This is a genomic window from Alteromonas ulvae, assembly GCF_048987005.1.
Taxonomy (GTDB): domain Bacteria; phylum Pseudomonadota; class Gammaproteobacteria; order Enterobacterales; family Alteromonadaceae; genus Alteromonas.
This window is the reverse complement of sequence record NZ_CP185261.1, coordinates 4,309,561-4,335,903: the sequence shown is the minus strand read 5'-3', so window position 1 is coordinate 4,335,903 and position 26,343 is coordinate 4,309,561. Positions and strand designations below refer to the sequence as shown.

At 45.7% G+C, this 26,343-nt stretch carries 18 protein-coding genes; 10 read left to right on the top strand and 8 right to left on the bottom strand.

The features are described 5' to 3' along the window. Positions 1–39: 39 nt before the first annotated feature. A complete protein-coding gene (locus ACOJR9_RS18665; protein WP_420934367.1) occupies positions 40–585 on the bottom strand; it encodes a DUF6702 family protein in 546 nt (181 codons plus the stop codon). Next, entirely contained in the window at positions 578–3,052 is a 2,475-nt protein-coding gene (locus ACOJR9_RS18660) for a M1 family metallopeptidase (protein ID WP_420934366.1), read from the bottom strand. The genes ACOJR9_RS18665 and ACOJR9_RS18660 overlap by 8 nt, the downstream gene beginning before the upstream one ends. Positions 3,053–3,250: 198 nt before the next feature. Between ACOJR9_RS18660 and proB the strand changes: the two genes are divergently transcribed. The 3 genes from proB (at position 3,251) to ACOJR9_RS18645 (ending at position 5,978) form a co-directional block, all read left to right on the top strand. Then, entirely contained in the window at positions 3,251–4,369 is a 1,119-nt protein-coding gene (gene proB / locus ACOJR9_RS18655) for a glutamate 5-kinase (RefSeq protein WP_420934365.1), read from the top strand. Between the two features lie 178 nt (positions 4,370–4,547). Beyond that, positions 4,548–4,985 carry an acyl-CoA thioesterase gene (locus ACOJR9_RS18650; RefSeq protein ID WP_420934364.1) on the top strand — a complete coding sequence of 146 codons (438 nt, stop codon included), beginning with the start codon at positions 4,548–4,550 and terminating at the stop codon, positions 4,983–4,985. Between the two features lie 90 nt (positions 4,986–5,075). Continuing rightward, positions 5,076–5,978: a DMT family transporter gene (locus ACOJR9_RS18645; protein ID WP_420934363.1), complete on the top strand. Its 903-nt coding sequence runs from the start codon at positions 5,076–5,078 to the stop codon at positions 5,976–5,978. 78 nt (positions 5,979–6,056) lie between these two features. Here ACOJR9_RS18645 and ACOJR9_RS18640 read toward each other — a convergent pair whose 3' ends face one another. Further along, a complete protein-coding gene (locus ACOJR9_RS18640; RefSeq protein WP_420934362.1) occupies positions 6,057–6,332 on the bottom strand; it encodes a hypothetical protein in 276 nt (91 codons plus the stop codon). Between the two features lie 259 nt (positions 6,333–6,591). On the opposite strand from ACOJR9_RS18640, the gene ACOJR9_RS18635 reads away from it, so the two are divergent. Beyond that, positions 6,592–7,098 (top strand): RNA polymerase sigma factor, encoded by a 507-nt coding sequence (locus ACOJR9_RS18635; protein WP_420934361.1) that lies wholly within the window; start codon positions 6,592–6,594, stop codon positions 7,096–7,098. Then, positions 7,091–7,699 carry a hypothetical protein gene (locus ACOJR9_RS18630; protein ID WP_420934360.1) on the top strand — a complete coding sequence of 203 codons (609 nt, stop codon included), beginning with the start codon at positions 7,091–7,093 and terminating at the stop codon, positions 7,697–7,699. Before ACOJR9_RS18635 ends, ACOJR9_RS18630 begins: the two co-directional genes overlap by 8 nt. Before the next feature lie 48 nt (positions 7,700–7,747). Here the strand turns inward: ACOJR9_RS18630 and ACOJR9_RS18625 are convergent, their stop codons facing one another. Both ACOJR9_RS18625 and ACOJR9_RS18620 read right to left on the bottom strand, forming a co-directional pair. Beyond that, positions 7,748–11,665, bottom strand: coding sequence for a translocation/assembly module TamB domain-containing protein (locus ACOJR9_RS18625; protein WP_420934359.1), 3,918 nt, complete (start codon positions 11,663–11,665; stop codon positions 7,748–7,750). Beyond that, complete coding sequence (locus ACOJR9_RS18620; RefSeq protein WP_420934358.1) at positions 11,662–13,455, bottom strand: autotransporter assembly complex protein TamA; 1,794 nt, start codon at positions 13,453–13,455, stop codon at positions 11,662–11,664. Before ACOJR9_RS18620 ends, ACOJR9_RS18625 begins: the two co-directional genes overlap by 4 nt. Positions 13,456–13,924: 469 nt before the next feature. On the opposite strand from ACOJR9_RS18620, the gene ACOJR9_RS18615 reads away from it, so the two are divergent. Then, positions 13,925–15,868: an alpha/beta hydrolase family protein gene (locus tag ACOJR9_RS18615; RefSeq protein ID WP_420934357.1), complete on the top strand. Its 1,944-nt coding sequence runs from the start codon at positions 13,925–13,927 to the stop codon at positions 15,866–15,868. 181 nt (positions 15,869–16,049) lie between these two features. Continuing rightward, positions 16,050–17,297 carry a multidrug effflux MFS transporter gene (locus ACOJR9_RS18610; RefSeq protein ID WP_420934356.1) on the top strand — a complete coding sequence of 416 codons (1,248 nt, stop codon included), beginning with the start codon at positions 16,050–16,052 and terminating at the stop codon, positions 17,295–17,297. 82 nt (positions 17,298–17,379) lie between these two features. Here the strand turns inward: ACOJR9_RS18610 and ilvC are convergent, their stop codons facing one another. Further along, positions 17,380–18,858: a ketol-acid reductoisomerase gene (ilvC, locus tag ACOJR9_RS18605; RefSeq protein ID WP_420934355.1), complete on the bottom strand. Its 1,479-nt coding sequence runs from the start codon at positions 18,856–18,858 to the stop codon at positions 17,380–17,382. Positions 18,859–19,013: 155 nt separating this feature from the next. Between ilvC and ilvY the strand changes: the two genes are divergently transcribed. Continuing rightward, on the top strand, positions 19,014–19,880 hold the full coding sequence (ilvY, locus tag ACOJR9_RS18600; RefSeq protein WP_420934354.1) for an HTH-type transcriptional activator IlvY: 867 nt from the start codon (positions 19,014–19,016) through the stop codon (positions 19,878–19,880). Between the two features lie 66 nt (positions 19,881–19,946). Here ilvY and ACOJR9_RS18595 read toward each other — a convergent pair whose 3' ends face one another. Then, positions 19,947–21,461: a YifB family Mg chelatase-like AAA ATPase gene (locus ACOJR9_RS18595; protein ID WP_420934353.1), complete on the bottom strand. Its 1,515-nt coding sequence runs from the start codon at positions 21,459–21,461 to the stop codon at positions 19,947–19,949. Between the two features lie 98 nt (positions 21,462–21,559). Further along, positions 21,560–22,177, bottom strand: a complete 618-nt coding sequence (locus ACOJR9_RS18590; protein WP_420934352.1) for a trimeric intracellular cation channel family protein — start codon at positions 22,175–22,177, stop codon at positions 21,560–21,562. A 613-nt stretch (positions 22,178–22,790) separates the two neighbouring features. On the opposite strand from ACOJR9_RS18590, the gene ilvD reads away from it, so the two are divergent. Further along, positions 22,791–24,641, top strand: coding sequence for a dihydroxy-acid dehydratase (ilvD, locus tag ACOJR9_RS18585; RefSeq protein ID WP_420934351.1), 1,851 nt, complete (start codon positions 22,791–22,793; stop codon positions 24,639–24,641). Continuing rightward, positions 24,638–26,179, top strand: coding sequence for a threonine ammonia-lyase, biosynthetic (gene ilvA / locus ACOJR9_RS18580; RefSeq protein WP_420934350.1), 1,542 nt, complete (start codon positions 24,638–24,640; stop codon positions 26,177–26,179). The genes ilvD and ilvA overlap by 4 nt, the downstream gene beginning before the upstream one ends. Positions 26,180–26,343: the final 164 nt, after the last annotated feature.

Genomic DNA, 26,343 nt, shown 5'->3' with positions numbered 1-26,343 from the left:
AAAGACGCACCCGCGGGCTTAGTATTGCAAACACTTGGTTTAGTGATGGTCGCTGTTAAAGCCCACCTCAAGCAGCGTTACATTTTCAGTAAAAGTAAGGGTTTTAAGTGGCCCGTTACCTTCAACATTAATGGTATTGACTTGGCTAGGCCATAAATCTCGAAGTGCATCGTGACGTATTTTCAAGCCTTCTAATGCGGGTGGCTGAGCGGTTTCTTGGTAAACCCAAAAGTGCTTACCTTCTACTTCAAAACCTACCTGTTCAAGCGCTAGTGAGGTATCTTCACTGTTTAATAGCGCAAAATGGTGAGCAACGTAATCAGCAAATGCTTGCTGCGTCTTTTCGTCATCCATAATGTCTGCGTTTTTATCAAACAAGACCTTTACCGCATGCTCAGCATCGTGCAAATTAAAGCGGTGCATAACTTCAATATTTTCGGTTCTTTGGTTGAACAATACTGTAGTAATGGCGGCTTTAATTTGATGAGCTTTAGCCGCACTGCTGTATGCAAAGCTACCTGTTGCTAATAACAATGCAAGCAGGGCAAGCGTGCCCTGCTTGATAAAAGATAACTTGTTAGTCATCTTTTTCTTCTTCGTCATCGCCGTCATCAGTCTTTAACTCAGTTTTTGAGTCTTGCATCAGGTCGCGATACTCATAAGAGCTACGAGATTTGCCTTTATATGCCTCGATACGTGAAGGAATGATACGACGTGGGTAGTGATTGTTTTCTACATCTACATCGGCCGTTTCCCAATGTGGGTCAACGGTAACACTCACTAACTCTTTGTCTTTTTCCGTAACGATGAGCTTGCTAACGGCTTTAGGCGTTCTGCGCCAAATCTCAGCAGGTATACGCATCTCTTCCTTTGTGCCATCTTCATAAGCAAGCTCTAGAATGATAGGCATTACTAATCCACCAAGGTTACTAAAGTTAAGTACGTAATAGTTTTTGTCTTCTTTTACTGCACGTTCGAATGCAGTGCGCTCCCACGGCTCTAAACCTTTCAAGAATTTTTGATAGCTATTGCGTTCTTTATTCGTCACGGTGTAGCGATCGTTCTCGTCATAAAAGTCACTGATGTCATCGAAGCGATCAACCCATAGCTCTTTACCTTCTTCTTTGTTGCGAATAACGGTAAGTGACTGTGGCTTTTCCATCTCTGCTTGGCGTTCGCGGCCAAAGTCGATGTCTGGGTCTTCCGTATTTAACCGAAGCTTGTACACGCTGTCTAAACTAATGTCTACGTGATCGGTTGAGTAAAACCAGCCACGCCAAAACCAATCTAAGTCAACACCTGACGCTTCTTCCATAGTGCGGAAAAAGTCAGACGGCGTTGGGCGTTTAAACATCCAGCGCTGAGCGTATTCTTTAAACGCAAAGTCGAAAAGCTCGCGGCCAAGAATGGTTTCACGCAAAATGTTTAGCGCTGCCGCAGGCTTAGTATAAGCATTAGGACCTAAGCGAAGTACCGAGTCTGACTGGGTCATAATAGGCACCTGAGTTTGAGATTTCATGTAGCCTGTAATGTCACGTGGCTCAACGCCCCATGGAATTGTAGGGTCCCATTCACGACCTGCTACGCCATCAAGAAAGCTGTTCAAGCCCTCGTCCATCCATGTCCACTGGCGCTCGTCAGAGTTAACCGTCATCGGGAAGTAGATGTGCCCCACTTCGTGAATAACAACGCCGATAAGAAAGCGTTTTTCAGCGAGTGAATACGTGCGAGAGCCGTCGTCTTGCAACTCAGTACGCGGGCCGTTGAACGTAATCATTGGATATTCCATACCACCCACAGGACCGTTAACCGACTGAGCTACGGGATACGGATAGTCGAAACTAAAGCGGCTATACACATCCATAGTATGAATGATGGATTCAGTTGAGTACTTCTGCCATAGCTCGCCACCTTCTTTAGGATAAAACGACATCGCCATTACAAGAGGCTGAGTGTCGCCACCTTGTTGATAACCGCGCGCATCCCAGGCAAACTTGCGTGATGAAGCCCAAGCAAAATCACGTACATTCTGTGCTTTAAACGTCCACGTTTTAAGTTTTGATGTACCTTCTTTCTCGTTTTCGATAGCTTCTTCAGGCGTAACAATGAAAACAATGCGATCTGCGTTCTCTGCCTTTTTCAACCGGTCGCGCTGAGTTTTCGTCAGTACGTCTTTTGGATTCTGAAGCTCACCTGTTGATGAAACAATGTGGTCGGCAGGAACGGTAATGTCTACTTCGTAGTTACCAAACTCTAGTGTGAATTCGCCGCGTCCGATGAACTCTTTGTTAGTCCATGCTTCATAGTCTGTGTATGCGGCTAAACGAGGAAACCACTGTGCAAGCAAGAAGATGTCGTTGCCGCCCTCGCGTTCATCATCAGGGAAGTGCTCGTAACCCGCGCGAGCAGATACAGCATCTTCTTCTACAATGTTGAATGCAAAATCGATATCGAAAGTAACTTTCTTACCCGGCTTCAATGGCGTAGCCAAATCCACACGCATTAGTGTACCAACAGTAGTGTGGCGAAGGTCGTTACCCGACTTATCTTCAACGCGAGAGATGGTGTAGCCTAGCTCATTGTCATCAACAAATTGCTGGCGACGAAGTGCATCCATGCTTAGTTTTGCAGGATTGCTATCACTGGCTGCTTCTGTAGCTGGCCCACGATTTCCAATGCCACCAAATGTAGTAGTAAGCGCTGACATAGAATCATCGCGAAATTTGTTTTGGTCTAATTGAATCCATAGATACTTCAGCGTATCTGGTGAATTATTGTGATAGGTAATTGTCTCTTTAGCTTCAATACGGCGTTCGTTTTCAAGTAGCTTTACGTCGATATCGTAGTCAACTTGTTGCTGCCAATATAGATGTCCCGGTTCGCCAGCGGCATTTCTATAGACATTCGGAGTGGGTAAAACTTCGTCTAGCTGACGGAATTTATCTTCAAAGTCGCCCTTAGTTTGCTTTATTGAGGCGTTTGCACTGGGAAGAGAAATCAGCATAGACAATACTGGCGCTAACCAGAAAATATGTCGTTTCGCGGTGCTCATGGTGTTTCCTTGCAACGTGTTAAGTTGGAATTATTATATGTTATCACTTTAAGTATATAAGTCTGGCTCTGTAAATCCTAGTTCCCGACCGTAAACTACCTTCGGTTTAACGCAAAGTTTATGTAACAGAACGTTTTGTTATACGTCTTTAACTGTCGTATTCTTATTTCCTTGTTCTTTTTTTCATTTTCTTCCTCTATGAATAGTTTTTCTTGGCAGCGAGCTGTCGTTAAAGTGGGTAGTGCCTTAATTGCACCTGATGGCAGAGAGTGCAGTGGTCGTTACTTATTAGCATTGGCGCGTTTTATTACTGCGAGCCGCGACCAGGGTAAAGACGTCATTTTAGTGTCTTCAGGCAGCGTAGCCGCTGGGAGAAGTAAAGTATCCACTGGCCTTAATGCCGTTAAATTGCGCAACTCCCCCTCAATTGCTGAGAAACAGGCCATGGCGGCCATTGGACAGAATTTAATGATGGCAAACTGGCAGCGTTTTTTCGATTTTCCTTGTGCTCAAGTTCTGCTTACCGCTGACGACCTTCGCGATCGCACTCGCTATGTCAATATAAAAAACACGCTGCGAGAAATCCTCAACCATCATGCCTTACCCATCATTAATGAAAATGACACGGTGGCTGTGAATGAGCTGAAAGTGGGTGATAATGATAATCTCGGCGCTTATACCGCGCTGGTTGCGCAAGCAGACACCCTCATTATTTGCTCTGATATTGATGGGCTTTACACTGCTGATCCACGCAAAGATAAGTCTGCCACGTTAATTCCTTTGGTCGAGAATATTAATAGCAGTATTTACGAATTAGCAGGCGGAGCTGGCACTTCTGTGGGAACAGGAGGAATGCGCACAAAAATAGAAGCGGCAGATAAGTGCGTTAATAGCGGTATTCAAACATTGATTGTGAACGGACGTAAAGGGGAGACTTTTGACGCCCTGCTCGCCGGTAAAGTACCTGGTACTCTTTTTAAACCAACACGCACACCGTCAAATGCGCGGCGGCTTTGGTTAACCCACACCCTCAAAACGGCGGGGCGCATTATTATTGATAGCGGTGCGCGGCACGCCCTCGTTGAAAACGGGGCATCGTTGTTGCCATCAGGTATTGTTGATATTGAAGGGGTTTTTGCTCAGGGGGAGGCGGTGGAGGTTATTTGCGATGGTCACGTCATTGCGAAAGGCTTATGTGTGTATAACGCAAAAGACTTATTACTCATAAAAGGGAAAAAGTCGAAAGATATTGCCAGTGTGCTAGGTTATGAAACAACAGATGTTGCCGTGCATAGAGACGATATGGTGCTGCTGTAGCGGCACCGTTTTACTAATGCCGTTATATTAGCTTCGTAATACTAATATCATTTAAAAAGCCCCGTTATATTAGCCCTGTTTTATCAATGCTTATAACGCTAAATGCATTGTTCGGCGCAGCTAGCAGTGCTAATGATCAATGAGAATAGCTGACTTAACAGCAACAAAGAGGATGCCCATGACAGAAATAACACCAACGCTCTCGGACTATCCCTTTTCAGTCACTATTGCCACTCGGTGGCAAGACAATGATGCATACGGGCACATCAACAATGTGATGTACTACAGTTTTTTTGATACAGCGGTTAATCGTTATTTGATTGAACGTGGTGGGTTAGATATTCACAACGGTAAAACCGTAGCATACGTGGTAAGCAGCCAATGTCAGTATATAGCACCAGCGGCTTATCCGGAGGATATTTACGTTGGTTTGTGCGTGAATAAAGTGGGCAGAAGTTCAGTTACCTATGGTTTGTCTGTGTTTGCTGGGGAAAGTAAACGCCGAGTTGCTCACGGTCAGTTTGTGCATGTCTTTGTAGATAGAGTGTCAGATAAATCTATTCCGATTCCTGTGAATATCAAAAAAGCATTAGAGGCTATTTGTGAGCCATCATGATTAATGTAAACGCGCGGTCACTAATGAGCCATATCTGCTTACTCATTAACGCTGTCTGGGGTGGAGTGAACAACTAATGGCCTACTTTCGATGAACAACGCCACCTTATTTTCACTTTGCTGCTTAATATGGGGTTCTACGTGGATTGCTATAACCTATCAGGTGGGGCACACCTCAGAAACCTTCGCCGTAGCATTACGTTATCTACTCGCCTCTGCATGTTTGGGCTTATATTGTTTGTATCGAGGTTTGCCGTTTAAGCTGCCCCTACATATTCATGTGAAAATGGCCGCCGTGGGATTCTTCCTGTACAGTCTTAACTACACGCTGCTTTACATGGCCCAGGCGCATATTATTAGCGCACTTCTGGCGCTAATGAGCTCGTGTATTATCTACATTAACGTGGTACTGCGTCGCTGGTGGTTAAAAGAGCCCATTAGAAAAGAGGTTGTGATTGGTGCAACGTTCGGGCTTACAGGCATTGTGTGCTTATTTGTGCCTGAATTTTCAAAAGTGTCACTGGATTTTGCGTTGGCTACAGGCCTTAGTATTGCATTTGTTAGCTTTCTTTGCGCGTCTATCGGCAATGTTATTTCAGAGCGTATACTCACCTCTGGCACTCCCGTCATTCAAATGAACTTCTACGCCATGAGTTATGCCATGGTATTGCTGTTTACCACTTCATTACTATTGCCTGAAAAACTTGTTATCCCCACGAGTAGCGAGTTCTATTTCTCGCTGTTATATCTGGCCATTTTTGGTTCGGTGTTCGCATTTGGTGCCTATATGAAATTGCTGCAACAGATGGGCGCTGATAAAGCCGCTTACGTGGTGTTGGTTTACCCTATGGTGGCACTCGTTATATCCACCTTTTTTGAGGGGTATACGTGGAGCGCCCTATCCGTACTCGGCGTGTTTATCGTGTTGACGGGCAACGCAATAGCCATGGGCAAGGTGCCGCAATTTATGCGCAGGCCGTCCACGCCAACGTAGTCGCTTTTTAAAAAGTCTGGTTGCCAAAGCCCTTTGGTTTAATTTGCAACCTTTGGCCACAGTATCTGCCGCTACTTGCTACTGTAGCGCATTAATTTTTTTATTTAGCTCGTAAGCAGGCTCTGTGACAATAGCTTCCAGTGTTTCAATACGCCGTTCGAGCATTTCAATGTGCTCATCTTTTTTCTGTATAGCCCTTTTGTGATGCTCTGCGTTGTTGGCGACAAATGGATTGCTGCATTTACCGTTCATCCAATCGTTTAAACGCCACTGAAACCTTGCGTCTAAATAGCAAGCGCCCAAAGCAATCGTAGTGATACCGCTAAGTAGTAATAAAATGCTTAATGTTGACATCGTGTTGTCCTCACAATAATTAGTGATGGTTTACGAGGCAAATTAGGTAGCGCATCGCACGCTTTTGCCATCGACTTATCTGTGTAGTCTGTGAGTTGGCAAATAAATTACACATTATTTTTTAAAAAACGGTGTAATAAAAAAATAGTGATGCAGACTATATGAATAACAGCATGGGCTAACAAAACCGTATTTGTTGACAAAGCGGCATGCGCTAATAAAACGGTTGGACGTTTTTGATGGTTGAGGAATAGAAACGTTGGGACAAGGATTTGAAGACGTCTTTGCGCAATACGGCGCATTACTTTCTCGTGTAGCGAATAGCTACGAGGCAAATGATGCGTTGCAGCAAGAGCTGTTGCAAGACATTGCTATTGCAGTGTGGCAAGGGCTTGCTCGCTTTAAAGGCGATAGCAGTGTGAAAACGTACATTCTTAAAATTGCCCATAATCGCGCAGTAACCCACGTGGCAAGCCAAGTAAAACGCATTGATACTCATCAATACGACCAAGACGATGGTGGCTCAGATGGCTATGTTAGTCACGCACCCTCACCAGAAGTAGCTACCAGCCAGCACCAATCGCTAACCCGACTATTAAAAGCAGTAAGAGCCTTGCCGGTACAATCTCGACAAGTGCTTACATTGTCACTCGAGGGGTTGAGCTATGACGAAATAGCCGAAGTGTGCGGTCTTACTAAAAACCACGTTGGCGTTGTATTAAAACGGGCCAAACAAAGTATTACGCAGGAGGAATCTCGTGCATAACTATCAAGATAAAGAACGCAATGAAAATAAAGATGACAAAGCCAGCGACCTATCGACTGTGTGGCAAGCGCAACCGGTAAATGATATTGATATGTCGGCAATGAAAAAAAATCTATCAAGTGAGCGTAAAAAGCAGCGCTTATTTATTATTATCGATTCTCTTGCCTTCTTTCCTGCTATTTTCATGCTTTATTATTTTTGGGGAGAGCTTACGGTGGCGGCGAAGATAATTCATGTGGCGATGTTTGTAACTGCGGTGCCACTACTGATTTATCAACTTTGGCTAAGGCGTATTGCGGCATTTTCTCGCGACAGTGACACCGCTGATCATCTACAAAAATTCACTAAGCAGGTGAAAAACAATATACGTATCGCGTTTATAACCAAGCACTCCGCGTGGATGGCTACTGTTATTTTGTTGGCGTTTATCGCAGAGCGGCTGTTATTTGGCGAGCTTTCACCAGAAAGGGTGACTCGGCTTTACGTCATTTTAGGGCCAACCTGTATTGGTATGACCGTGTGGTATATTTGGGCTAACAAACGTCAAAAGCGATTTGAAAAGCAGTTTGCTGCCCTTAAGAAAATGGCGAGAGACGCGTAATTTTGCGCGCCGTAGTGCCAATTAGAGTCAGTTTATTCATTGTCTGAGTTATCTATCACTAGTGTTTTCACCACCGCTTTCCTCAGCAGTGTTATTGCTAACAGGCGCCTCTTCATCAGAACTGTCAGAGTCATCAGAGTCTGACTGAGCATCTCGTTGGCGATTTTCACCTAAGAAGAACTCATAGTAGAGGTCGAGAGCAAACTCTGACTGATCCTCTAACGTAGTTTGAATGGCCTCTAAATAGAGATTAGGTAAAAGCTGGTATTTTAACGCAAGATCCGGGGGAATCTGTCTGCGGCGGAGCGTACTGTTTACGTCGTTATTTCCAAGACCAACATCGACATTGTACTCAACCGATAGCCTATCGTTTATCTGTCCTGTGAGGGAAAGCTTGTCTTCATTGGTGCTCAAACTGAAGTCATCGATGCCAAGGGCACTTCCAACCTGACCGGTCAGCGATTCTGTATTAGATAACCCAAAACCAAGCAGTAGGGCTGCATAGTTAGGGTCGGATGAGCCTGAATTAGGCCCTGAACCGGTAAGCAAATAGGATAAAACGCCCTGCTGGTCCATTGCCGGCTCTGAAAATAGATTAATACTTGGGGAGTCTGCTGACCCGTCTATTCTAATGCCCGCAATCACATCATCATCGGTCTTCGCTGGGTTTCGAATGGCTTCTACTAATAATGAAGGCTGGCCTATCGGGCCATTAAACTGTATTTCGCCAGTTTTGATAATAAGGTTTTGACCGTACGCATTGTATCGACCATTTAGAACCTGCAAGTCTCCGTAACCCACAAGCGCTGGCTGTGTATTGATGCGTATGCCACCATAAAGACTTGCCGTTAGGCCAAAAGCTTCAATTTTCACTTCTTCTTTTTTGGCTTGGTCGATATTCACCATGATATTGGCATGCACAATATCTAGCGGGTCTTCACTACGAGGCTCTCCGCGCAAATGCACATCTTTTGACGGTGATACAGCGTTATCGGGTAACGATGCAATTTCGATTCTGGCCCAAGGGATATTCACATCACCAGCGACATCAATTTTTTCTTTTGTCGCAGCGATATCAATGTTTGGTGAAACCTTAAGCCGCGTATTGGGCTGCCTAATTTCAAAAGAATCTCCCTGCAGTGTAAAATTAGCACTGGGGGTAGACGACCAGTTTATATCGCCTTTTAGCGAGCCTTTGCCACCGCCCAATATAAACGAGCCATCAAGATTAGCCTGTTGACCATCAAGCACAATTGACTGATTCCAATCAGACAGTGATACGGGGGTGTCTTGTATATCAATTGCCCCATTTTCAATGGTGAGTTCGCCGTTTAAAGCGGGGTCGTCAATATAGCCACCTAACGTGATTTTGCCGTTCAGTAAACCTGTCAGCGTGCGAATGGCCGGAGACAAGGGTTTAAGTGGCGACACATCTAGCCCTTCCATCAAAAGCGTGCCTTCAAGTGGCTTTTTATCGTCTAAGGGCCGAGTATTAAGCGTAAGTGTTGCATTACCAATATCTTCACTTGAAATTAACGAGGTAGAGGTTAATTTTCCTTGCTTAATTTTACCTGACGTCTCCATGGAGTTTATGGTCAACTCAATGGGCCTAGATTCTCCTAGCTGCCATTTGGCAGGACTTAATGAGGCTGTAAAGGTTGCGTCAATGGGATCTGCGGCAGAGTAACTGCCCTGTGATTTCACTGTTAATGCTGCGTCTGAGGCTTCTGAAACAGTTAAAGGTGCGAGCTCGTGAGCCCACAAGCCAACGGGTAACGACGAGGCGGTTATATCCCAACTGGCCTTATTTTCTTGGTAGTTAACATTTTCAATGCACAGTTCTCCTTCACCTCTTGAGGACCAACAGTGGCTACTTATTTTTGCTGTGATGGGTGAAGTCTGAGTGGGCATGCCAATATCGAGGTTAAACGGTGATGTTAATAGCCAACGCATATTAGCAATTTCTAGCTTAGAGTCTGATATGGTGCCTTTCCAATGCTGCGCTTTCCATGCACCAGACATAGCAAGGTTCACCGCATTATTAGGCAGCCTCAATGCGATGTCGGCATTGTGGTTTTCATAAGTGCCGGATATAGACACGTCGCCATTTAACAGTCCTTGCTGTGCAGCCTGAGCACTCAAACTCGGCGAAACGCTAACATCAGATAAGGTAATATTGCTGGTTGTTGATGGGTTCTGCCAAGGGCCACTAGCTTTAATCGCGCCTTTTACTGAGCCAGACACATCGCCATACAGCATGCTAATTTGTGCTAAATCCACATCAATATCAGCGTTTATATGGCGTTTATTGAGCACCTGAGCCACGGCTTTTATACGGTTTTGGTCTTGCTCAATATTGAGGTTTGCCACTAATAAATCGCTAGGGCCGGCGTATACCGCTTCGCCTACTACTTGTATAGGTGAGCCACGCAGCACGCCAGTAATATCCATATCGCGTAAACTCACATGTAAACCACCGGCCTCGGAGTACTGCAATATGCTGTCGATATTGCCTTGCAGCTTCGCTGGGGCAAATTCACTAAACTGTTGAGCCGACACATTCGTCAGCGTTGTTTTGCCTTGCCATGCAATGGTGTCGTTGAGGTATAAGGTGCCCGTATTCTTAATACTTCCCTCTAAAGCGGATATATCAGCTTCATTCACGTATATATTGTTCTTTTTCAGTACGACATCTAACGCAACTGGAACGTCACCCATATTAGGTATATTCGCCGAGCCAGTGCCTTTAAGTTTGTAGTCGCCCATAGTGCCACTAATGGTTAGTTGGCCTGCATCTAAGCTTGCGTTTTCAACGGTAGGAATAGGCTGAGCCTGCCAATTAGCGTCGAAATTTATTGGCAGGGACTCAGATAGAAAATTGGCAGACAAGGTGGTGTTGGCAGTCACCATTCCAGTGGCCGCAATCGTCACATTAATATCATCCAGTGCCCCTGAAGCATTCAAAGTAATGTTTTGTTGCTGTCCATCTACTGTTGCAAAGCCATCTAACTCAATATCAAGGGGGTAATTATCTTTAAGGTTAGCTTCTATAAACCCCACTAAGTGACCTTGCTCATGCTTAATATTCACCTTCTCTATGCGAATTGCGGAGCGTTGAAATGACATATCGTTTACAGAGAGCAGAGACAATCGCTGGGTGCCTTCATTTTGAGAAGAGCCACCACCTTGAGAAGAACTAGCATCTTGGGAAGAGTCTGCACCTTGAGTGAAGCGAATATTCTCTATATTAAGCGCGCTAAATTTAATGGGAATGGGAGTGGCTATTACCGGGAGTGACGGCACGTCGTAACTGAGCGAGTATGAAGTGGGTAACGAGGAACCGGTTTTTTGATCAGAGCCTTGGCCTGATGACTTGCTTGCCGATGTAGCTGCGTTGTTTATACTTTTACTGCTATTTTGGCCTGTGCTATTACTATTAAGAGCAATAGCTAAGCCGCTTGCCTCTACATTTTCAAACTCAATCTGGTTGGACCCAGAGAAGTCCTCTAGTAGTAAAGAGTCAATTGCGATATGTGCATTGAGTAAGGCCACCGATACATTCTTTAGCGTGAGTTGAGCCACATCTACAGGCAAAGGGAGGGCTAAGGTATCGCTCTCTTCACTCGCTGTATCGTTTTCTGGTGCAGCGGATACTTGTTCAACCGTCGCGTTTTCCACCTCAAGATTGTTTATACAAACGCGAGGCTCAAAGACGCAGCGCCAGGTTATATCTGCATTTACTCGGCCTACGTCAACCCGCCACTGTGGATTGCTATATGTTAATTTATGTATTGTTAATGGCCCAGCAAATCCACCTTCAATGTTCTCAATATCTAAGTTATCAACAAAGGTATTGGCTAGTATCTTTACCGTGGGCCCGCCAAGAGGGCTAATGAGCAAAGCATATACTGCAACAACAATAAATACTGGGGATAGTAATAGAGCGGAAATAGTTCGCTTTTTCATATTTCAGGCCCTATTAATAAGTGAAAATTCCATGTGGCTTCGTCTGGAGCAAAACCTCGCGCAATATAAATTCTCACAGGGCCTATTGGAGAAAGCCAATGTAGTCCTGGACCTACACTATAAGTTAGTTTGGCATCGGTAGTATCTGACGCGGTTCCTGCATCAACGAAAGCTGCTACCCGCCAATTATCTGCTATTTGATATGCATATTCTACACTACTTGTCAGTAAGTACTTACCACCAATGGACTCTATGTCAAAGTCGCCTGTACCAGGATTAAAGAGCTCAGCCTTTGGTGAAATGTCTCTAAAGTCGAAACCTCTAACGCTTTGATCGCCGCCGGCATAAAAACGTAGCGAGGTGGGCACGTCGGAAAAGCGACTTGCCTTGATAGCGCCTAACTCACCGCGAAAGGTCAATCGGTGTACATTGTTAAAAGTGGTAATAAACATACCCTCAACAACCGCTTTGGCAAAGTCGATATCTGATCCCGCGTCTTCTCGGCCTACTTGACCAAGAACTTGAAAGTAAATCCCGTTGTTAAAGTCTAACTCTCCATCTTTGTTGCGATAAGTAATGGAGTACCCTGGCAGAACTAGCGAAGTAGTATTGGTATCCAATGCACCTTGGTCGTAGGTTTCCCGCAAGTAGGTAATAGAGCCGTCTTGTTGCCACGGAGAACTGTCTTCTTGCCAGTAGCGATGTGCAGATAATGATAGCGTCTCACTTTCAAAAGAGGTATTGCTGTATTCAATAAATTGATACCCCGTTTCAAAGCTTATGTAATCGCGAGTGATATTTTTCATGGGGATTCGATAATCAGCTGAAATAGACTGTTCTGGTTGGGAAATAAAAATATCTGCGTTTATTGAATGCCCTCGACCGTTCACCCATGGGCGTTCCCAGCCAAGACTAACACGAGGGCCTGTATCGGTAGCGGCACCAAGAGCAATATTAAAAGAATCCGAAGGGCGATGCAGCAGCGATACTTCAATAGGAACTTGGAGTCCTTCAGCATCACTAACGACCGGACGCGCAATAACACGGCTAAAATAGCCGGCCTGATTTAAACTGCGGTTAAAATTATTGAGGACAGAAGACGAGTACGGGTCGCCAGGTTTAAAGGGTTTGAGGCGAGAAATAATCGCTCTTGCTTTATCGTCACCAACAATTTTTAGTTCGCCAAAATGATATTGAGGACCGCTTTGCGCAATCAACAAAATGTTGGCCTGCTTCTCTTCTCTTACTAAGTCTAAGCGCGTTGCCTGCCAATAGAAATCAAAATAGCCATGAGAAAGCGCATAATTGAACATTGAAGATTTAAAGCTTTCGTAAACCGGTTGGTTTAATACGTCGCCCTGCTTCAACTTGAAGGCGTTGAAGCGCTTGCGAAATTCGTCGTCTGCTCGACCCGCTCCAATGATTTCACGTGTCACTTTATTTACGGTTAACGGTGCGTTCAGAGTCACAGATACCTTTACCGTATTCTCATCATTCACCGCTATGGTGGTTTCGCTATTGTAGTAACCAAAAGGTTGGACAGCTGTAGCGACCGTTTCAGACACTTCGTCTTGCCAATAAGGGTCGCTCAGTAAAGACTTTTCAACATCCAAATTGTTCAAGTGAATTCGGATATTTTCTTTTAGTTTACTGTTTTCGACTCCGGAGATTGAATAGGATATGTCGCTTTCGGCGCTCACTGAAAAAGGTGAGATAACCAAAATCAGAGCCAAAAATGAAACAGCGACAAAAAATACACGCACTAAAGCCTCGCTGCGACGCAAATTCATGGTGCACCACGCTATAAAAGTGTGTTTAATAAGCAGTAGAAGTTTATTTTCTACGGGTATTGAGGGCATGTAAATGCAGGATCCTTTAAGCATTGATTCGGTGCACGAGTTCACTCGCTACAGTGTATTTACGGCTGAAACGAGTCACGAACACTCGTCGTAATATTATAACGTTTGGCGCTTGTGATTTCCTTGTGTTTCTGTTGCTGTGCCGGAATATACTGCCGCACCAGAAGAAGTGACCAGCATACCACATCCACACTTTCACACTGAAAAGCGCGATGAGAGAGAAGAATTCTGCGTTAACTACCCAGAAGTAGTGAGCCGTGCATTTATTTCTTTCTTATTTCGTGGCATCTTACTATTTCTTTATTACGCACACACTATGCAAATAGAGCGATCAGGGTATACGACCTGATGCGTGAAAAATGATTGCTACAGATATAAAAAAATAAAACAAAGGAATGTTATGCTCCGCAGCCCATCCAACTTGCTTACTCGGCTACTTATACTTTGCTCGACCGCGCTATCACTGAATGTTGCCGCTCAACAAGAGCAATCTCCTAGCTATCTCGATTTTAGCGCACTGCCTGCCTATGGAACGCCTGCCTTAGCACCTGATGGCACCAAAGTAGCGTTTGTGCAAAACGTGACAAGCCCTAATGAACTTACCATGTTGGCGACCTATGACTTCAAAGAGGGAAAGAAATATTACCTCTTACAAACAGACAACGAAGAAGTACACGTAAATTGGTACAAATGGGTGAACAACGAGCGTTTAATTGTCAGTGCGTTGTATCAGTCGAGGCGAGGTAAAACTAAAGTTAAAGACACTCGCCTACTAAGCGTCCGCTTTGATGGGGGTGGTAAGGGCACGTTCAACCTTATTCACTGGCAACGTTTAAAAAGCAGAGCGGGAAATCCTACTCACACCCCTCAGTTTCAAGATGAAGTGATTGACTGGATGCCTGATGACCCAGAGCATATTTTAGTCTCTATAGATGCTGAGGTGCTGGGTCTGCCCTCCGTGTATAAAGTAAACGTGAACACAGGAAGCCTAAGTCGTGTAATACGCGGTAAAAAAGGCATAAGAGATTGGATAACTGACAGACAGCACAACGTGCGTATCGGTGTTTCATTGGACTACAATACCGGTGAGCGCGAAGTGCTGCTTAAACAAGGAGATAGTTGGGAAACACTGTTTGCTTATAACGCAATGACTGATAAAGGTGAGTACCCTATGGGGTTTGCACTTGATCCCAACATTCTGTATTACCGAGGCTATAAGGGCGACTTCAAAGCGGTATATAAGCTGAATATCAAAACAAAAGAGCGCACTGAGGTGTACTCAGATGACGGTTATGACGTTAACGGCAGTTTGATCTATTCTCCTCTCACCAACGATGCCATTGGTGTTAGACACGACGGCCGTTTTTATTGGGATACACGTTATGTTGCTCTGCAAAATGGCTTAGATCAGAGCCTGCCAGATTACAATAATACCTTGGTCAGTTTTAGTGATGACGAGCAAACGTATCTTGTGTATTCCGAGTCGGATACGTTGCCAGGTGTATTTTTATTGGGTGATAGAAAAGAAGGTCGGTTAGACGCTCTTTTCCATCAGTATCCACAAATAGACGCTTCAACGTTATCCAAACACAAGCTCATTTCTTATGAAGCGCGAGACGGAGTGTCGGTAGAAGCGTATCTCACTTTGCCTGAGGGTGAAGGGCCCTTTCCAACCATTATTCACCCTCACGGCGGGCCTGGTGCTCGTGACTTTAGTGGCTTTGATTATTGGACTGCGTACTTCACCAGTAAGGGCTATGCTGTACTTAGGCCTAACTTTAGAGGTTCACAAGGTTATGGCTTTAGCTTTGCTCAAAGTCAAATGAAAGGTTGGGGCCTGGCCATGCAAGACGACATTACCGACGCAGCGCATTGGATGGTGGAGCAAGGTTATGCTGAAAAAGACAATATGTGCATAGTAGGCGCGAGTTACGGTGGCTATGCAGCCCTAATGGCAACAGTAAAAACACCTAACTTATTCAAATGTGCTGTTAGTTTTGCTGGGGTGAGTTCCTTGAAGCACTTGGTGCTTAGCGCTCGCAACTTTCTGAACAATGAATTTGTGAAAAATCAGATAGGTGACGACTTTGATGACTTAGAAGCCCGCTCCCCTTATTACAATGCCGAGGGAATAAAAACGCCAATTTTGCTTGTTCACGGTGAGGAAGACCGCGTAGTACGAGTGCGACAAAGCCGTTACATGGCAGATGAACTAGACGACTTAGACAAGACCTACAACTTTGTTGAGCTAGAAAACGGAGACCATTATTTATCGATACAGCGCAATCGGCATCGTTTCTTTCAAGAGATGGATACATTTTTAGATAGGTATCTCACAAAGTAAGACATGGTAAAGAGTACTGAGCAGCTTTCACGATTTACCTCACTAACCGACTAAGCCGCCAGTAATTGCGATAGGCGCTATTACTGCTGGCGGCTTTTTAATCAGCTTTGCGGTATAATTCTCCTTTGGCGTTTCTTGAAGCGCCCTTTTCACACCTCACTACTTTCATATAAGAGAAATTATGCCCCAAGATGCTCATGGCGCTTCGCAAGATGCAGCCGTTGTTCGAAAGCCTGTTCTAGGCATTGTTGAGTTTGTCGCATTAATGGCCACAATGACGTCCTTAGTTGCCCTAAGTATTGACGCAATGCTGCCAGCTTTGCTGCAAATTGGCGAATCGTTGAATGTCGAGCAGGCCCATCATACCCACCTTATTGTTACGGTTTTCTTTGTGGGCATGGCTTTTGGGCAGATGTTTTTTGGCCCTTTTTCGGATAGCCGAGGACGCAGGCTAACTATTCTTGTGGGCCTTTTCATTTTCGCGCTTGGTACCTTTGTGTGCATGGCGGCCACCACACTGGAAACTATGCTGGTGGGAAGAGTCATTCAAGCGTTCGGGGTATCAGGGCCACGCATTGCTTCAATGGCAATTATCCGCGACCTATACGTGGGAGACGCGATGGCGCGGGTGATGTCTTTCATCATGATGGTGTTTATTCTTGTGCCCATGTTAGCGCCTATTATTGGCCAAACAGTGATGGATATATTTTCTTGGTTCCATATTTTTACGCTATTTCTTGTTGTCGCTACGATGGCCGGTATTTGGTTTTTCTCAAGGCAAGGTGAAACCTTGCCAAGACATCGCCGGAAAGCGTTTTCTTGGAAGCAATTCTTTGTATCTTCAAAATTAATTCTTACTAATCCATCGGTGATGGGATACACCTTTGCGATGGGCTGTATCTTTGGTTCTTTTCTCGCCTATTTAAGTGCTTCGCAAACTATTTTTCAGGTGTATTACAACGTGGGTGATATGTTCCCCTACATATTCGCTACCCTTGCCTTTTCTATTGGTTTAGCAAGCTATTTTAACGGCAAAATGGTGATGCGGTTTGGCATGAGAAAGCTGTGTCGATTTGCGCTAAAAGGCGCGAATGGTTTTGCCGTCGTGTATCTAGCGTTGTTGATAGCCTACGATGGCCTGCCGCCTTTAGCACTCACTGTGTTGGTTATGTTTATTGGCTTTTTCTTTGTGGGTATTTTGTTTGGCAATTTAAATGCTATGGCCATGCAGCCATTAGGCGATGTGGCAGGATTAGGCGCTGCGATTATTGGTTCGTTCTCCAGTCTCTTCTCGGTGCCAGTCGCCCTGTTTGTTGATAGCTTTTTAGACGGAACACTGATGCCAATTGGCATCGGCTTTTTCGTGTTTTTTGCCTTGTCTTATGTGGCAGTGCGGTTTGCTGAACGAGTAAGAGAGTGCGGCGCGTAGGCATAAAAAAGCCCGACCAAATTGGTCGGGCAAGAGGGCTTATTAAAAGCACCTAACGACAGAAACTGTCCTAACCACTGTCCTACACGACTATGGCTTTCATGTCAGTCATGTACCCACGCAGGGTTGTTCCTACTGATTCCACACCGTGTGAGCGGATGGCATCGTTAACTTCAACAAGGCGTTTGTTCTCTACTTGATTAGAAGTAGCGGGCAAACCTTTACCTATCACTGAAGTATCGATAGTAGGCATAAAGCGTTCACGCAAAATTGGAATGGCTGCGTTTGCAAACAAGTAGTTTCCATATTCTGCAGTATCTGAGATAACCACGTTCATTTCATACAAACGCTTACGTGCGATGGTATTTGAAATAAGTGGCGTTTCATGCAGTGATTCGTAATAAGCCGACTCAGGCAAAATGCCTGCTTCGACCATGACGTCGAAGGCAACTTCAACACCGCATTTGATCATGGCTACAAGCAAAATGCCGTGGTCGAAAAACTCTTGTTCACTAATTTTACCTTCGTAAGCTGGCGCGTTCTCAAAAGCCGTTTCACCGGTTTCTTCGCGCCACTTAAGTAGATTTGCATCACCGTTTGCCCAATCCTCCATCATCGTGCGAGAGAATTCGCCGCTAATGATGTCGTCTTGGTGCTTTTCAAACAAAGGACGCAGTAATTCGGTTAGTTGGTCTGAAAGCTCTGCGGCTTTCAACTTCGCTGGGTTCGACAGACGGTCCATCATGTTAGTAACGCCGCCAATCTTCAGTGCTTCAGTAATGGCTTCTAGCCCATACTGAATAAGTGCACCTGCGTAGCCTGCATCAATACCGTCATCAACCATTTTCTCAAAAGCGAGTATTGCTGCAACTTGCTGCATACCGCACAAAATGGTTTGCTCACCCATAAGGTCAGACTTAACTTCAGCCACAAACGATGACTCTAATACACCTGCTCTATCGCCGCCGGTCGCACTAGCCAGTGCCTTTGCAGTATCCCAACCTTTACCTTGCGGATCGTTTTCAGGGTGAACCGCAATGAGTGTTGGAACACCAAAGCCACGCTTATATTCTTCGCGTACTTCAGAGCCCGGGCTTTTCGGAGCGCACATCACAACAGTGATATCGTCACGAATTTGCTGGCCTTCTTCAACGATATTAAAACCGTGAGAATAGCTTAGTGTGGCGCCTTCTTTCATTAACGGCATGACCGCTTCTACAACGCTAGCATGCTGCTTATCAGGTGTTAGGTTGTAGACTAAGTCGGCATCAGGAATTAAGTCTTGGTAAGTACCAACGGTAAAATCGTTACCCGATGCGCGTTTGTAAGAGTCACGCTGCTCATCGATGGCTGCTTGACGCAGTGCATAAGACACGTCTAAGCCTGAATCACGCATGTTTAAGCCTTGGTTAAGACCTTGCGCACCGCAACCCACGATCACAATTTTCTTGCCTTTAAGGAACTGACAACCGTCAGCAAATTCATCGCGTGCCATGAAGCGACAGCGGCCAAGCTGATCTAACTGCTGGCGAAGTGATAGGGTATTGAAATAATTAGCCATAAAAATTTCCGAACAACATTCATTTTTGTCAATATCAAACACCACATTGGTGCTGACAGACCTCGTCTATGACGACTTGGTATGAAGACTAAAAGATTTCTTTTGTTTTGGAAAATGATATATTTGCAAGATAATATTGCAAATAGTGAAACGTTATGGATTTTCGCAGCTTACAACTCTTTAATCATTTAGCTACCAGCTTACATTTTGGTGATACGGCTGAGGCCATGTATGTCTCTCCTTCTACGCTGAGTCGCGTTATTCAAAGGCTGGAAGACGACTTAGGCTGCACCTTGTTTAAGCGCGATAACAGAAAAGTAGCCCTAACCCATAGTGGCCACAAGTTGCTGTCATTTTCAAAACAAGCCTTAAAAGAATGGCAGCAGCTGAAGATTGATTTAAAGGCAGATAACGACGCACTGCAGGGTGAGATAAGTGTTTTTTGCTCGGTAACCGCCAGTCAAAGTCACTTGCCAAGCATGTTACGACAGTTTAGAGAACAGCACCCAGGCGTTGATATTCGACTTATTACGGGCGACCCTGCCTTGGCAATTGAGAAGGTGAAAAGCAAGCAGTGTGACCTGTCTATCGCTATTTATACGCCTGACATGCCCACTGACCTTCACTTTTCAGCCCTTGACGATGTTCCCCTAGTGCTCATTGCACCTCGTGAATGGCGATTAACCCAATTGAGCCAGTTGGATTGGACAAAGCATAAGGTGATCATGCCTGAAACCGGGCCTACCCGACGAACCGCGTATCACTGGTTTGCAGAGCATGGCATTCGCCCTAATGTGTACGCCTATGTAGGCGGTAACGAAGCCATTGTAAGTATGGTGGCATTGGAATGCGGAGTAGGCTTTGTGCCTAAAGTTGTGCTAAATCATTCAAGTATGGCAAGCGCGGTAACGCAAATTCAGGTAGATGATATAGAGCCTTACGCCCTTGGATTATGCTGCCTTCAAAATAAGCAGCATGAGCCACTAGTCGACGCATTTTTAAAGCTAGATATGCGCAGTTAGTGCTTTAGCGAGTACCTATTTATCGCCTACCGACGTGAAACTTACAGCTGTTAAGTGACTAGCTGTTTAGCAGCCAGTAAGTTGTTTTATTAAGTTATCGAGGGCACGATACCCTAAAGCTTCACTAATATGAGTTCGGCTCACTGCGTCTTCTCGATGCAAATCAGCAATGGTTCTTGCTACTTTTAGCGTGCGATGAAACACCCGCATTGATAAGTTAAGTTGTTTTGCAGCCGCTTTTAAAAAGCGCAGATCGCTGTCGTTTACCTTACACATTGTCGCCAGTTCTCCAGCACCTAGCGACGCGTTTGGTTTTCCTTGCCTCATTAGCTGAATATGGCGGGTATCGGCCACTTCTTTTCTCACCGTATGTATTGAATCGTCAGCGTTGGGCTTTGCAATAGGTAAATCGTAATCGGGCAGTCTGGGTACCTCAACCTGAATGTCTATTCTATCGAGTAAGGGGCCAGACAACCTGTTTAAGTAATTAAGCTGCTGTTGAGGAGACAGGCGATTGTCGTCGATATCCCCTGTTGGGCTGGGGTTCATTGCGGCAATTAGCTGGAAGTTTGCGGGATAAGTGGCACTGCCCGAAGCCCGGGAAATGTGTACGTCGCCTGTCTCCATTGGTTCTCGTAATACGTCTAATGCTTTTCTGCCAAACTCGGGCAATTCATCCAAAAACAATATGCCGTTATGAGCCAGCGATATTTCCCCGGGTACTGGGTTTGAACCGCCCCCAGTAAGCGCAATGGCAGAGCTCGTGTGATGGGGAGAGCGCAAATGGCGATGCATGAACTTTTCCGCATTAAGCGTTTCGCCTTTTACCGAATAGACAGAGGCCACTTCTAAGGCTTCTTCTTCAGTGAGCGGAGGCAGCAGGGCAAGCATACGGCTAGCCAGTAAGCTCTTTCCTGTGCCGGGAGGTCCTATCATCAACAAGTTATGTGCACCACTTGCTGCAATTATAAGGGCGCGTTTTGCCTGTTCTTGACCAATAATATCGTCCCACCCTACGTCACTGTTACAAGTAGAAATAGGCGTGAATGGTTGGCCAGATGAGAGCTTTTTATGGCCACTTAGGTGCTCAAAAACAGAGAGTAAATCAAAGGCAGGCAGTCGGGCAGCGTGGGAGACCAGCGCCGCTTCAATGTCATTATCACCGGGGTAAATAAGCGGTATATCTTCGTTTGCAGCGGCTATTACCACGGGTATCAGGCCGCCAACAGGTTTTATGTCGCCATTAAGCGCAAGTTCGCCTACAAAGGCAATATTAAGTAAGCTTGTGTCAGATAAGTAGCCGGCGGCAACTAATATGCCTATTGCAATAGGTAAGTCGAACCTCCCTCCAAACTTGGGAATGTCGGCGGGCGCTAAATTAACGGTAATTCGTTTTGCAGGAAAATCGAAGCCACTGTTGATGAGCGCGCTTCTTACTCGCTCTCGTGCCTCTTTTACGCTAGTTTCTGCCATGCCCACTAGCTGAAAGGCAGGAAGGCCGTTAGCCAAGTGAACTTCAACGGAAATCTCAGGTGCAGAAAGCCCCTGCCCTGCGAAGGTTTTAACAACCGCCATGCTCATATATTTACTTTTCCCCAGTACTGACTTACTTCCTTTTGGTGGGTAAACAATCTAAATGAAGGAGTAGTTTTGCGAAACTGTACGAGGGGCGTGTTGATCTAACTCTGTTCGCTGTAAAACACGGGTAACTGCCAATGCCAGCGCATGGCGCCTAGTCTAAACATTACGGTGGTCGCAAGTGCAGCAATGCCGCACCACTGCGTTGCAAGGTCGAAATACAGCCCTGCACCATAGGCAAAGCCACCAGCAATACATGTCATCGCGTACAGTTCCCCGTTTAACACTAGCGGTACTTCTCGGCAGATAACATCTCGCAGTAAGCCGCCGAAAACGCCGGTTATCGTTCCCATGGCAACGGCAACCGCAATGCCAGTATCATTTGCCAACGCTTTTTCAATACCCACTACGTTAAACAGCGCCAAACCGAAAGCATCGGCAATTAACAGATAGTGAAAGGGAAACCGAGGGCTTATGCGCAGCCACAAAATGGGAATAAAAGCAGCAACAAGGGTGGTATATAAGTAATCTGTATCAGCAATCCAAAACACTGGCACGTCTAACATCACATCACGCAGTGTGCCGCCGCCTATGGCTGTTGCGCTGGCTAGTACGATAACGCCAAATCCGTCCATGCGCTTTTGATAGGCCATTAAGGTACCAGAAATCGCACATACCGCTACACCAGCAAGGTTTAGCCAATGAAACCAATCAAACATCTATACCCGCCCTGTTTCTGAAAGCTACTATTTGTGAAAATGACTATTAATAGCCGTTTAAACCGCAAAATACTTGATTCAATATTGGGTTTTATGATATTTCTTTGCGCACACTGTACGTACATAAATTCAGAGAGACAAATCTCGACCTGCAGCGGCCACTGCGAATGTATTTATAAAGCACGTTATAGTGTAGGACAAGGGTCGCCATAACCCTAACCGAACAACTTTTCATTTTGTGCGCGTGTCATGCAGACGCATTTACTTAGAAAAAGCACCTGCAGTTAGATACACAGCATGTCAATTATACCATTAAAAACAACGCCACAATGGTAAGTTTTGAACAGCCTTTTCTGTCGCAACGGTGAAGAATAATACGCTATATTCATAGTGTTTCAGCACGTGATGTTTTAGCGCCATTGTATTCTTTCGCTAACTAATTTCTGATGTTGTTGGTATTGACGCATGGGTTGACTATGGTCGACTAGGTGCCCTTCAAAATGGGTGCCTTGGCCTAGACGCGGGATCAGCAACAGCAATAAAACACATTTAGCAGGTCATAGTATCTGCTGATCATTATTTATTCGTTTGACTATATCAACGGGAGGGATTTATGCCCAAGTTACGTTCTGCAACCACCACGCAAGGCAGAAATATGGCTGGAGCTCGCGCGCTCTGGCGTGCCACAGGTATGAAAGACTCTGACTTTGGAAAGCCTATTGTTGCTATCGCCAACTCATTTACCCAGTTTGTACCAGGGCATGTGCACCTTAAAGATATGGGGCAGCTGGTTGCTCGCAGTGTTGAGGCTGCAGGCGGTGTCGCCAAAGAATTTAACACCATCGCAGTAGACGATGGTATTGCCATGGGCCATAGTGGAATGCTTTACAGCCTTCCTTCGCGAGAAATTATCGCCGACGGTGTGGAATACATGGTTAACGCACACTGTGCAGACGCTATCGTTTGTATCTCAAACTGCGACAAAATTACGCCGGGAATGCTAATGGCGTCAATGCGCCTAAACGTACCTGTTGTGTTTGTATCGGGCGGGCCTATGGAAGCCGGCAAAACCAAACTGTCTGACCAACTTATTAAACTTGATTTGGTCGATGCCATGGTAGCAGCCGCTGACGACAAAATCAGCGATGCCGACTCAGATGAAATAGAGCGCTCAGCGTGTCCTACCTGCGGCTCGTGCTCGGGTATGTTTACGGCAAACTCAATGAACTGCCTAACGGAAGCGCTAGGGCTGTCGTTGCCAGGTAACGGCTCTATGTTGGCAACTCATGCCGACCGCGAAGGGTTATTCAAAAAAGCAGGCGAGCAAATAGTGGAGTTGTGCAAGCGTTACTACGGCGATAACGATGAGAGCGTATTGCCGCGAAATATTGCTAATTTTAGCGCCTTTGAAAATGCCATGAGCCTCGATATTGCCATGGGCGGTTCAACGAACACCATATTGCACCTTCTTGCGGCTGCAATGGAAGGCGAAGTGCCATTTACGATGGATGATATAGACAGGCTGTCTCGTAAAGTACCTCACTTATGCAAGGTTGCGCCTGCTACCCCGCAGTACCATATGGAAGACGTGCATCGCGCTGGTGGTGTTATCGGCATTCTCAACGAATTAAATAAAGCGGGCCTACTGAATAAAGACACTTATCACGTTCTGGGTAAGCCGCTTACCGATGTTATTAGCGACTGGGACATCACTAATCCTGAAAACAAAAAAGCCATCGAGTTTTTCCGTGCCGGCCCGGCAGGTATTCGCACCACTAAAGCATTTAGTCAAAGCTGTCGCTGGGATGAAGCGGATGCGGATCGGGAAAATGGCTGCATTCGCTCAATTGAAAACGCGTTTAGTCAAGAGGGAGGCCTTGCGGTGCTTTACGGAAACGTGGCCGAAAACGGCTGTATTGTCAAAACCGCTGGTGTGGATGAATCTATACTCACCTTTGACGGCACTGCGCGTATTTACGAAAGCCAAGATGATGCAGTGGCGGGCATTTTGGGCGATGAAGTCAAAGCGGGCGATGTGGTATTCATTCGTTATGAGGGTCCTCGTGGCGGGCCGGGTATGCAGGAGATGTTGTATCCAACGTCTTACCTCAAGTCTAAAGGGCTTGGCAAGCAGTGCGCACTGGTGACCGACGGTCGATTCAGTGGCGGTACCAGCGGCTTGTCTATTGGTCACTGTTCACCCGAAGCCGCTAGCGGTGGTGGTATTGCTTTGGTTGAACACGGCGATAAAATTAAAATTGATATTCCTAATCGCACCATCAACATTGAGATAAGCGATGAAGCTTTGGCTGAGCGCCGAAGGAAAATGGAAGCAAGCGATAAACCGTGGCGTCCAAAAGACCGCGTTCGCGAAGTGTCCACATCACTTAAAACATTTGCGGCCCTTGCTACAAGCGCAGACAAAGGTGCTGTTCGAGACGTGACGAAATTGGAAGGGTTATGAGTGTAAGCGATCACGAGTATCTAAAGAAAATTCTGCTGGCGCCGGTGTACGATGTTGCCGTTGCCAGCGAGTTGTCTTATATGTCTTTGCTATCGGCCGAGTTGGGCAACAACATCTTTTTAAAGCGTGAAGATCAGCAGCCGGTAAAAAGCTTCAAGCTTCGCGGTGCGTACAACCGAATTCACTCCCTTTCTCAAGCGCAGCTTGAGGCGGGCGTAATAGGTGCATCGGCGGGTAACCATGCCCAAGGACTTGCATACAGCGCTAAAATGAAAGGTATTAAGGCCACTATTGTCATGCCCGAAACCACGCCTGACATTAAAATAGACGCTGTACGTCGCTTTGGTGGCGAGAATGTAGAAGTGGTGCTGCATGGCACGAGCTTTGACCAAGCAAGTGGTCATGCAAAGTCTTTATGTGAGGAATTTGGCTATACGTTTGTTCCTCCTTTTGACGATCCTGATGTAATCGCAGGTCAAGGCACGGTAGCCCGTGAGTTGTTAGAGCAAAACCCGAACCTTGATATTCTATTTGTCGCCGTTGGCGGCGGAGGGTTAGCCGCGGGTATTTCTGTTTATCTTAAGCAGCTTAAACCCAGTATTAAAATTATTGCCGTAGAGTCAGAAGAGTCAGCCTGTTTTATCAAAGCCAAAGCGGCGGGTAAGCCAACCGAACTGGATAGCGTAGGCATTTTTGCTGATGGTGTGGCGGTAAAAGTGATGGGACAAGAGACCTTCAGACTGTGTAATCGCCTAATCGATGAAACCATTACGGTGACGAACGACGAAATATGCGGCGCTATTAAAGATATTTTTGACGATACCCGCGTTATTGCTGAGCCAGCGGGTGCGTTATCGGTTGCAGCTATTCGAAAATATGCCAAAGCGCACAACCTGCAAGGAAAGTCCCTAGGCGGCATTTTGTGCGGCGCTAACATCAATTTTCACACGTTGCGCTATGTGTCTGAACGCTGTGAGTTAGGCGAGCAAAAAGAAGCTGTGTTTGCGGTAAAAATTCCAGAGACCAAAGGTGCGTTTAAGCAGTTCTGTGAGTGCGTTGGCGCCAAAGCAATAACCGAATTCAACTATCGTTATGCCAGTGAAAATGAAGCGCATATTTTTGTAGGCGTCAAACTTAAGGGAGGACAGCAAGAATTTGCTGCGCTTCAATCAGACTTAGAAAATAGAGGGTACGACTGCTTTAACTTAACGGATAACGAGTTAGCTAAGCTGCATGTTCGTCATATGGTAGGGGGAAGGCCGCCTAGCATACTGAACGAGCAGGTATTCAGTTTTGAATTTCCAGAACGTCCTGGTGCCTTGCTTAATTTCCTAAACACATTAGGCGAGCAGTGGAACATCACCCTGTTTCACTATCGCAACCACGGTGCTGCTGAAGGACTTGTGTTAGTTGGTTTTGATATAGAGCCTGAAAGTCGCGAAGCATTTAATCAACATGTGGAAGAGCTCGGTTATAAATTTGAAGAAGTCACGGATAATCCGGCATACCGCTTCTTTTTATCTCAACCGACGCAATAAAAATACTCGCGGCACCAATGCGAACTTATTGATGTTCAGTGACGCGAATGGCCGCAACGAAATTGCATCTCTAGGGGCGCTAAACAATTTATCCTTATACTGCTTCAGGTTAAGCAAGTGCTTACCCTGAAGCAGTATAAGGGCCCTATTCTCTTTCAAGGCTT

Excerpts from the sequence above, each read along its gene's own strand:
- ACOJR9_RS18620 (WP_420934358.1), bottom strand. The coding sequence starts at position 13,455 with ATGAATTTGCGTCGCAGCGAGGCTTTAGTGCGTGTATTTTTTGTCGCT.
- ACOJR9_RS18660 (WP_420934366.1), bottom strand. The coding sequence starts at position 3,052 with ATGAGCACCGCGAAACGACATATTTTCTGGTTAGCGCCAGTATTGTCT.
- ACOJR9_RS18665 (WP_420934367.1), bottom strand. The coding sequence starts at position 585 with ATGACTAACAAGTTATCTTTTATCAAGCAGGGCACGCTTGCCCTGCTT.
- ACOJR9_RS18615 (WP_420934357.1), top strand. The coding sequence starts at position 13,925 with ATGCTCCGCAGCCCATCCAACTTGCTTACTCGGCTACTTATACTTTGC.
- ilvD (WP_420934351.1), top strand. The coding sequence starts at position 22,791 with ATGCCCAAGTTACGTTCTGCAACCACCACGCAAGGCAGAAATATGGCT.
- ACOJR9_RS18650 (WP_420934364.1), top strand. The coding sequence starts at position 4,548 with ATGACAGAAATAACACCAACGCTCTCGGACTATCCCTTTTCAGTCACT.
- ACOJR9_RS18625 (WP_420934359.1), bottom strand. The coding sequence starts at position 11,665 with ATGAAAAAGCGAACTATTTCCGCTCTATTACTATCCCCAGTATTTATT.
- ACOJR9_RS18645 (WP_420934363.1), top strand. The coding sequence starts at position 5,076 with ATGAACAACGCCACCTTATTTTCACTTTGCTGCTTAATATGGGGTTCT.
- ACOJR9_RS18610 (WP_420934356.1), top strand. The coding sequence starts at position 16,050 with ATGCCCCAAGATGCTCATGGCGCTTCGCAAGATGCAGCCGTTGTTCGA.
- ACOJR9_RS18640 (WP_420934362.1), bottom strand. The coding sequence starts at position 6,332 with ATGTCAACATTAAGCATTTTATTACTACTTAGCGGTATCACTACGATT.
- ACOJR9_RS18595 (WP_420934353.1), bottom strand. The coding sequence starts at position 21,461 with ATGAGCATGGCGGTTGTTAAAACCTTCGCAGGGCAGGGGCTTTCTGCA.
- ilvY (WP_420934354.1), top strand. The coding sequence starts at position 19,014 with ATGGATTTTCGCAGCTTACAACTCTTTAATCATTTAGCTACCAGCTTA.
- proB (WP_420934365.1), top strand. The coding sequence starts at position 3,251 with ATGAATAGTTTTTCTTGGCAGCGAGCTGTCGTTAAAGTGGGTAGTGCC.
- ilvA (WP_420934350.1), top strand. The coding sequence starts at position 24,638 with ATGAGTGTAAGCGATCACGAGTATCTAAAGAAAATTCTGCTGGCGCCG.
- ilvC (WP_420934355.1), bottom strand. The coding sequence starts at position 18,858 with ATGGCTAATTATTTCAATACCCTATCACTTCGCCAGCAGTTAGATCAG.
- ACOJR9_RS18590 (WP_420934352.1), bottom strand. The coding sequence starts at position 22,177 with ATGTTTGATTGGTTTCATTGGCTAAACCTTGCTGGTGTAGCGGTATGT.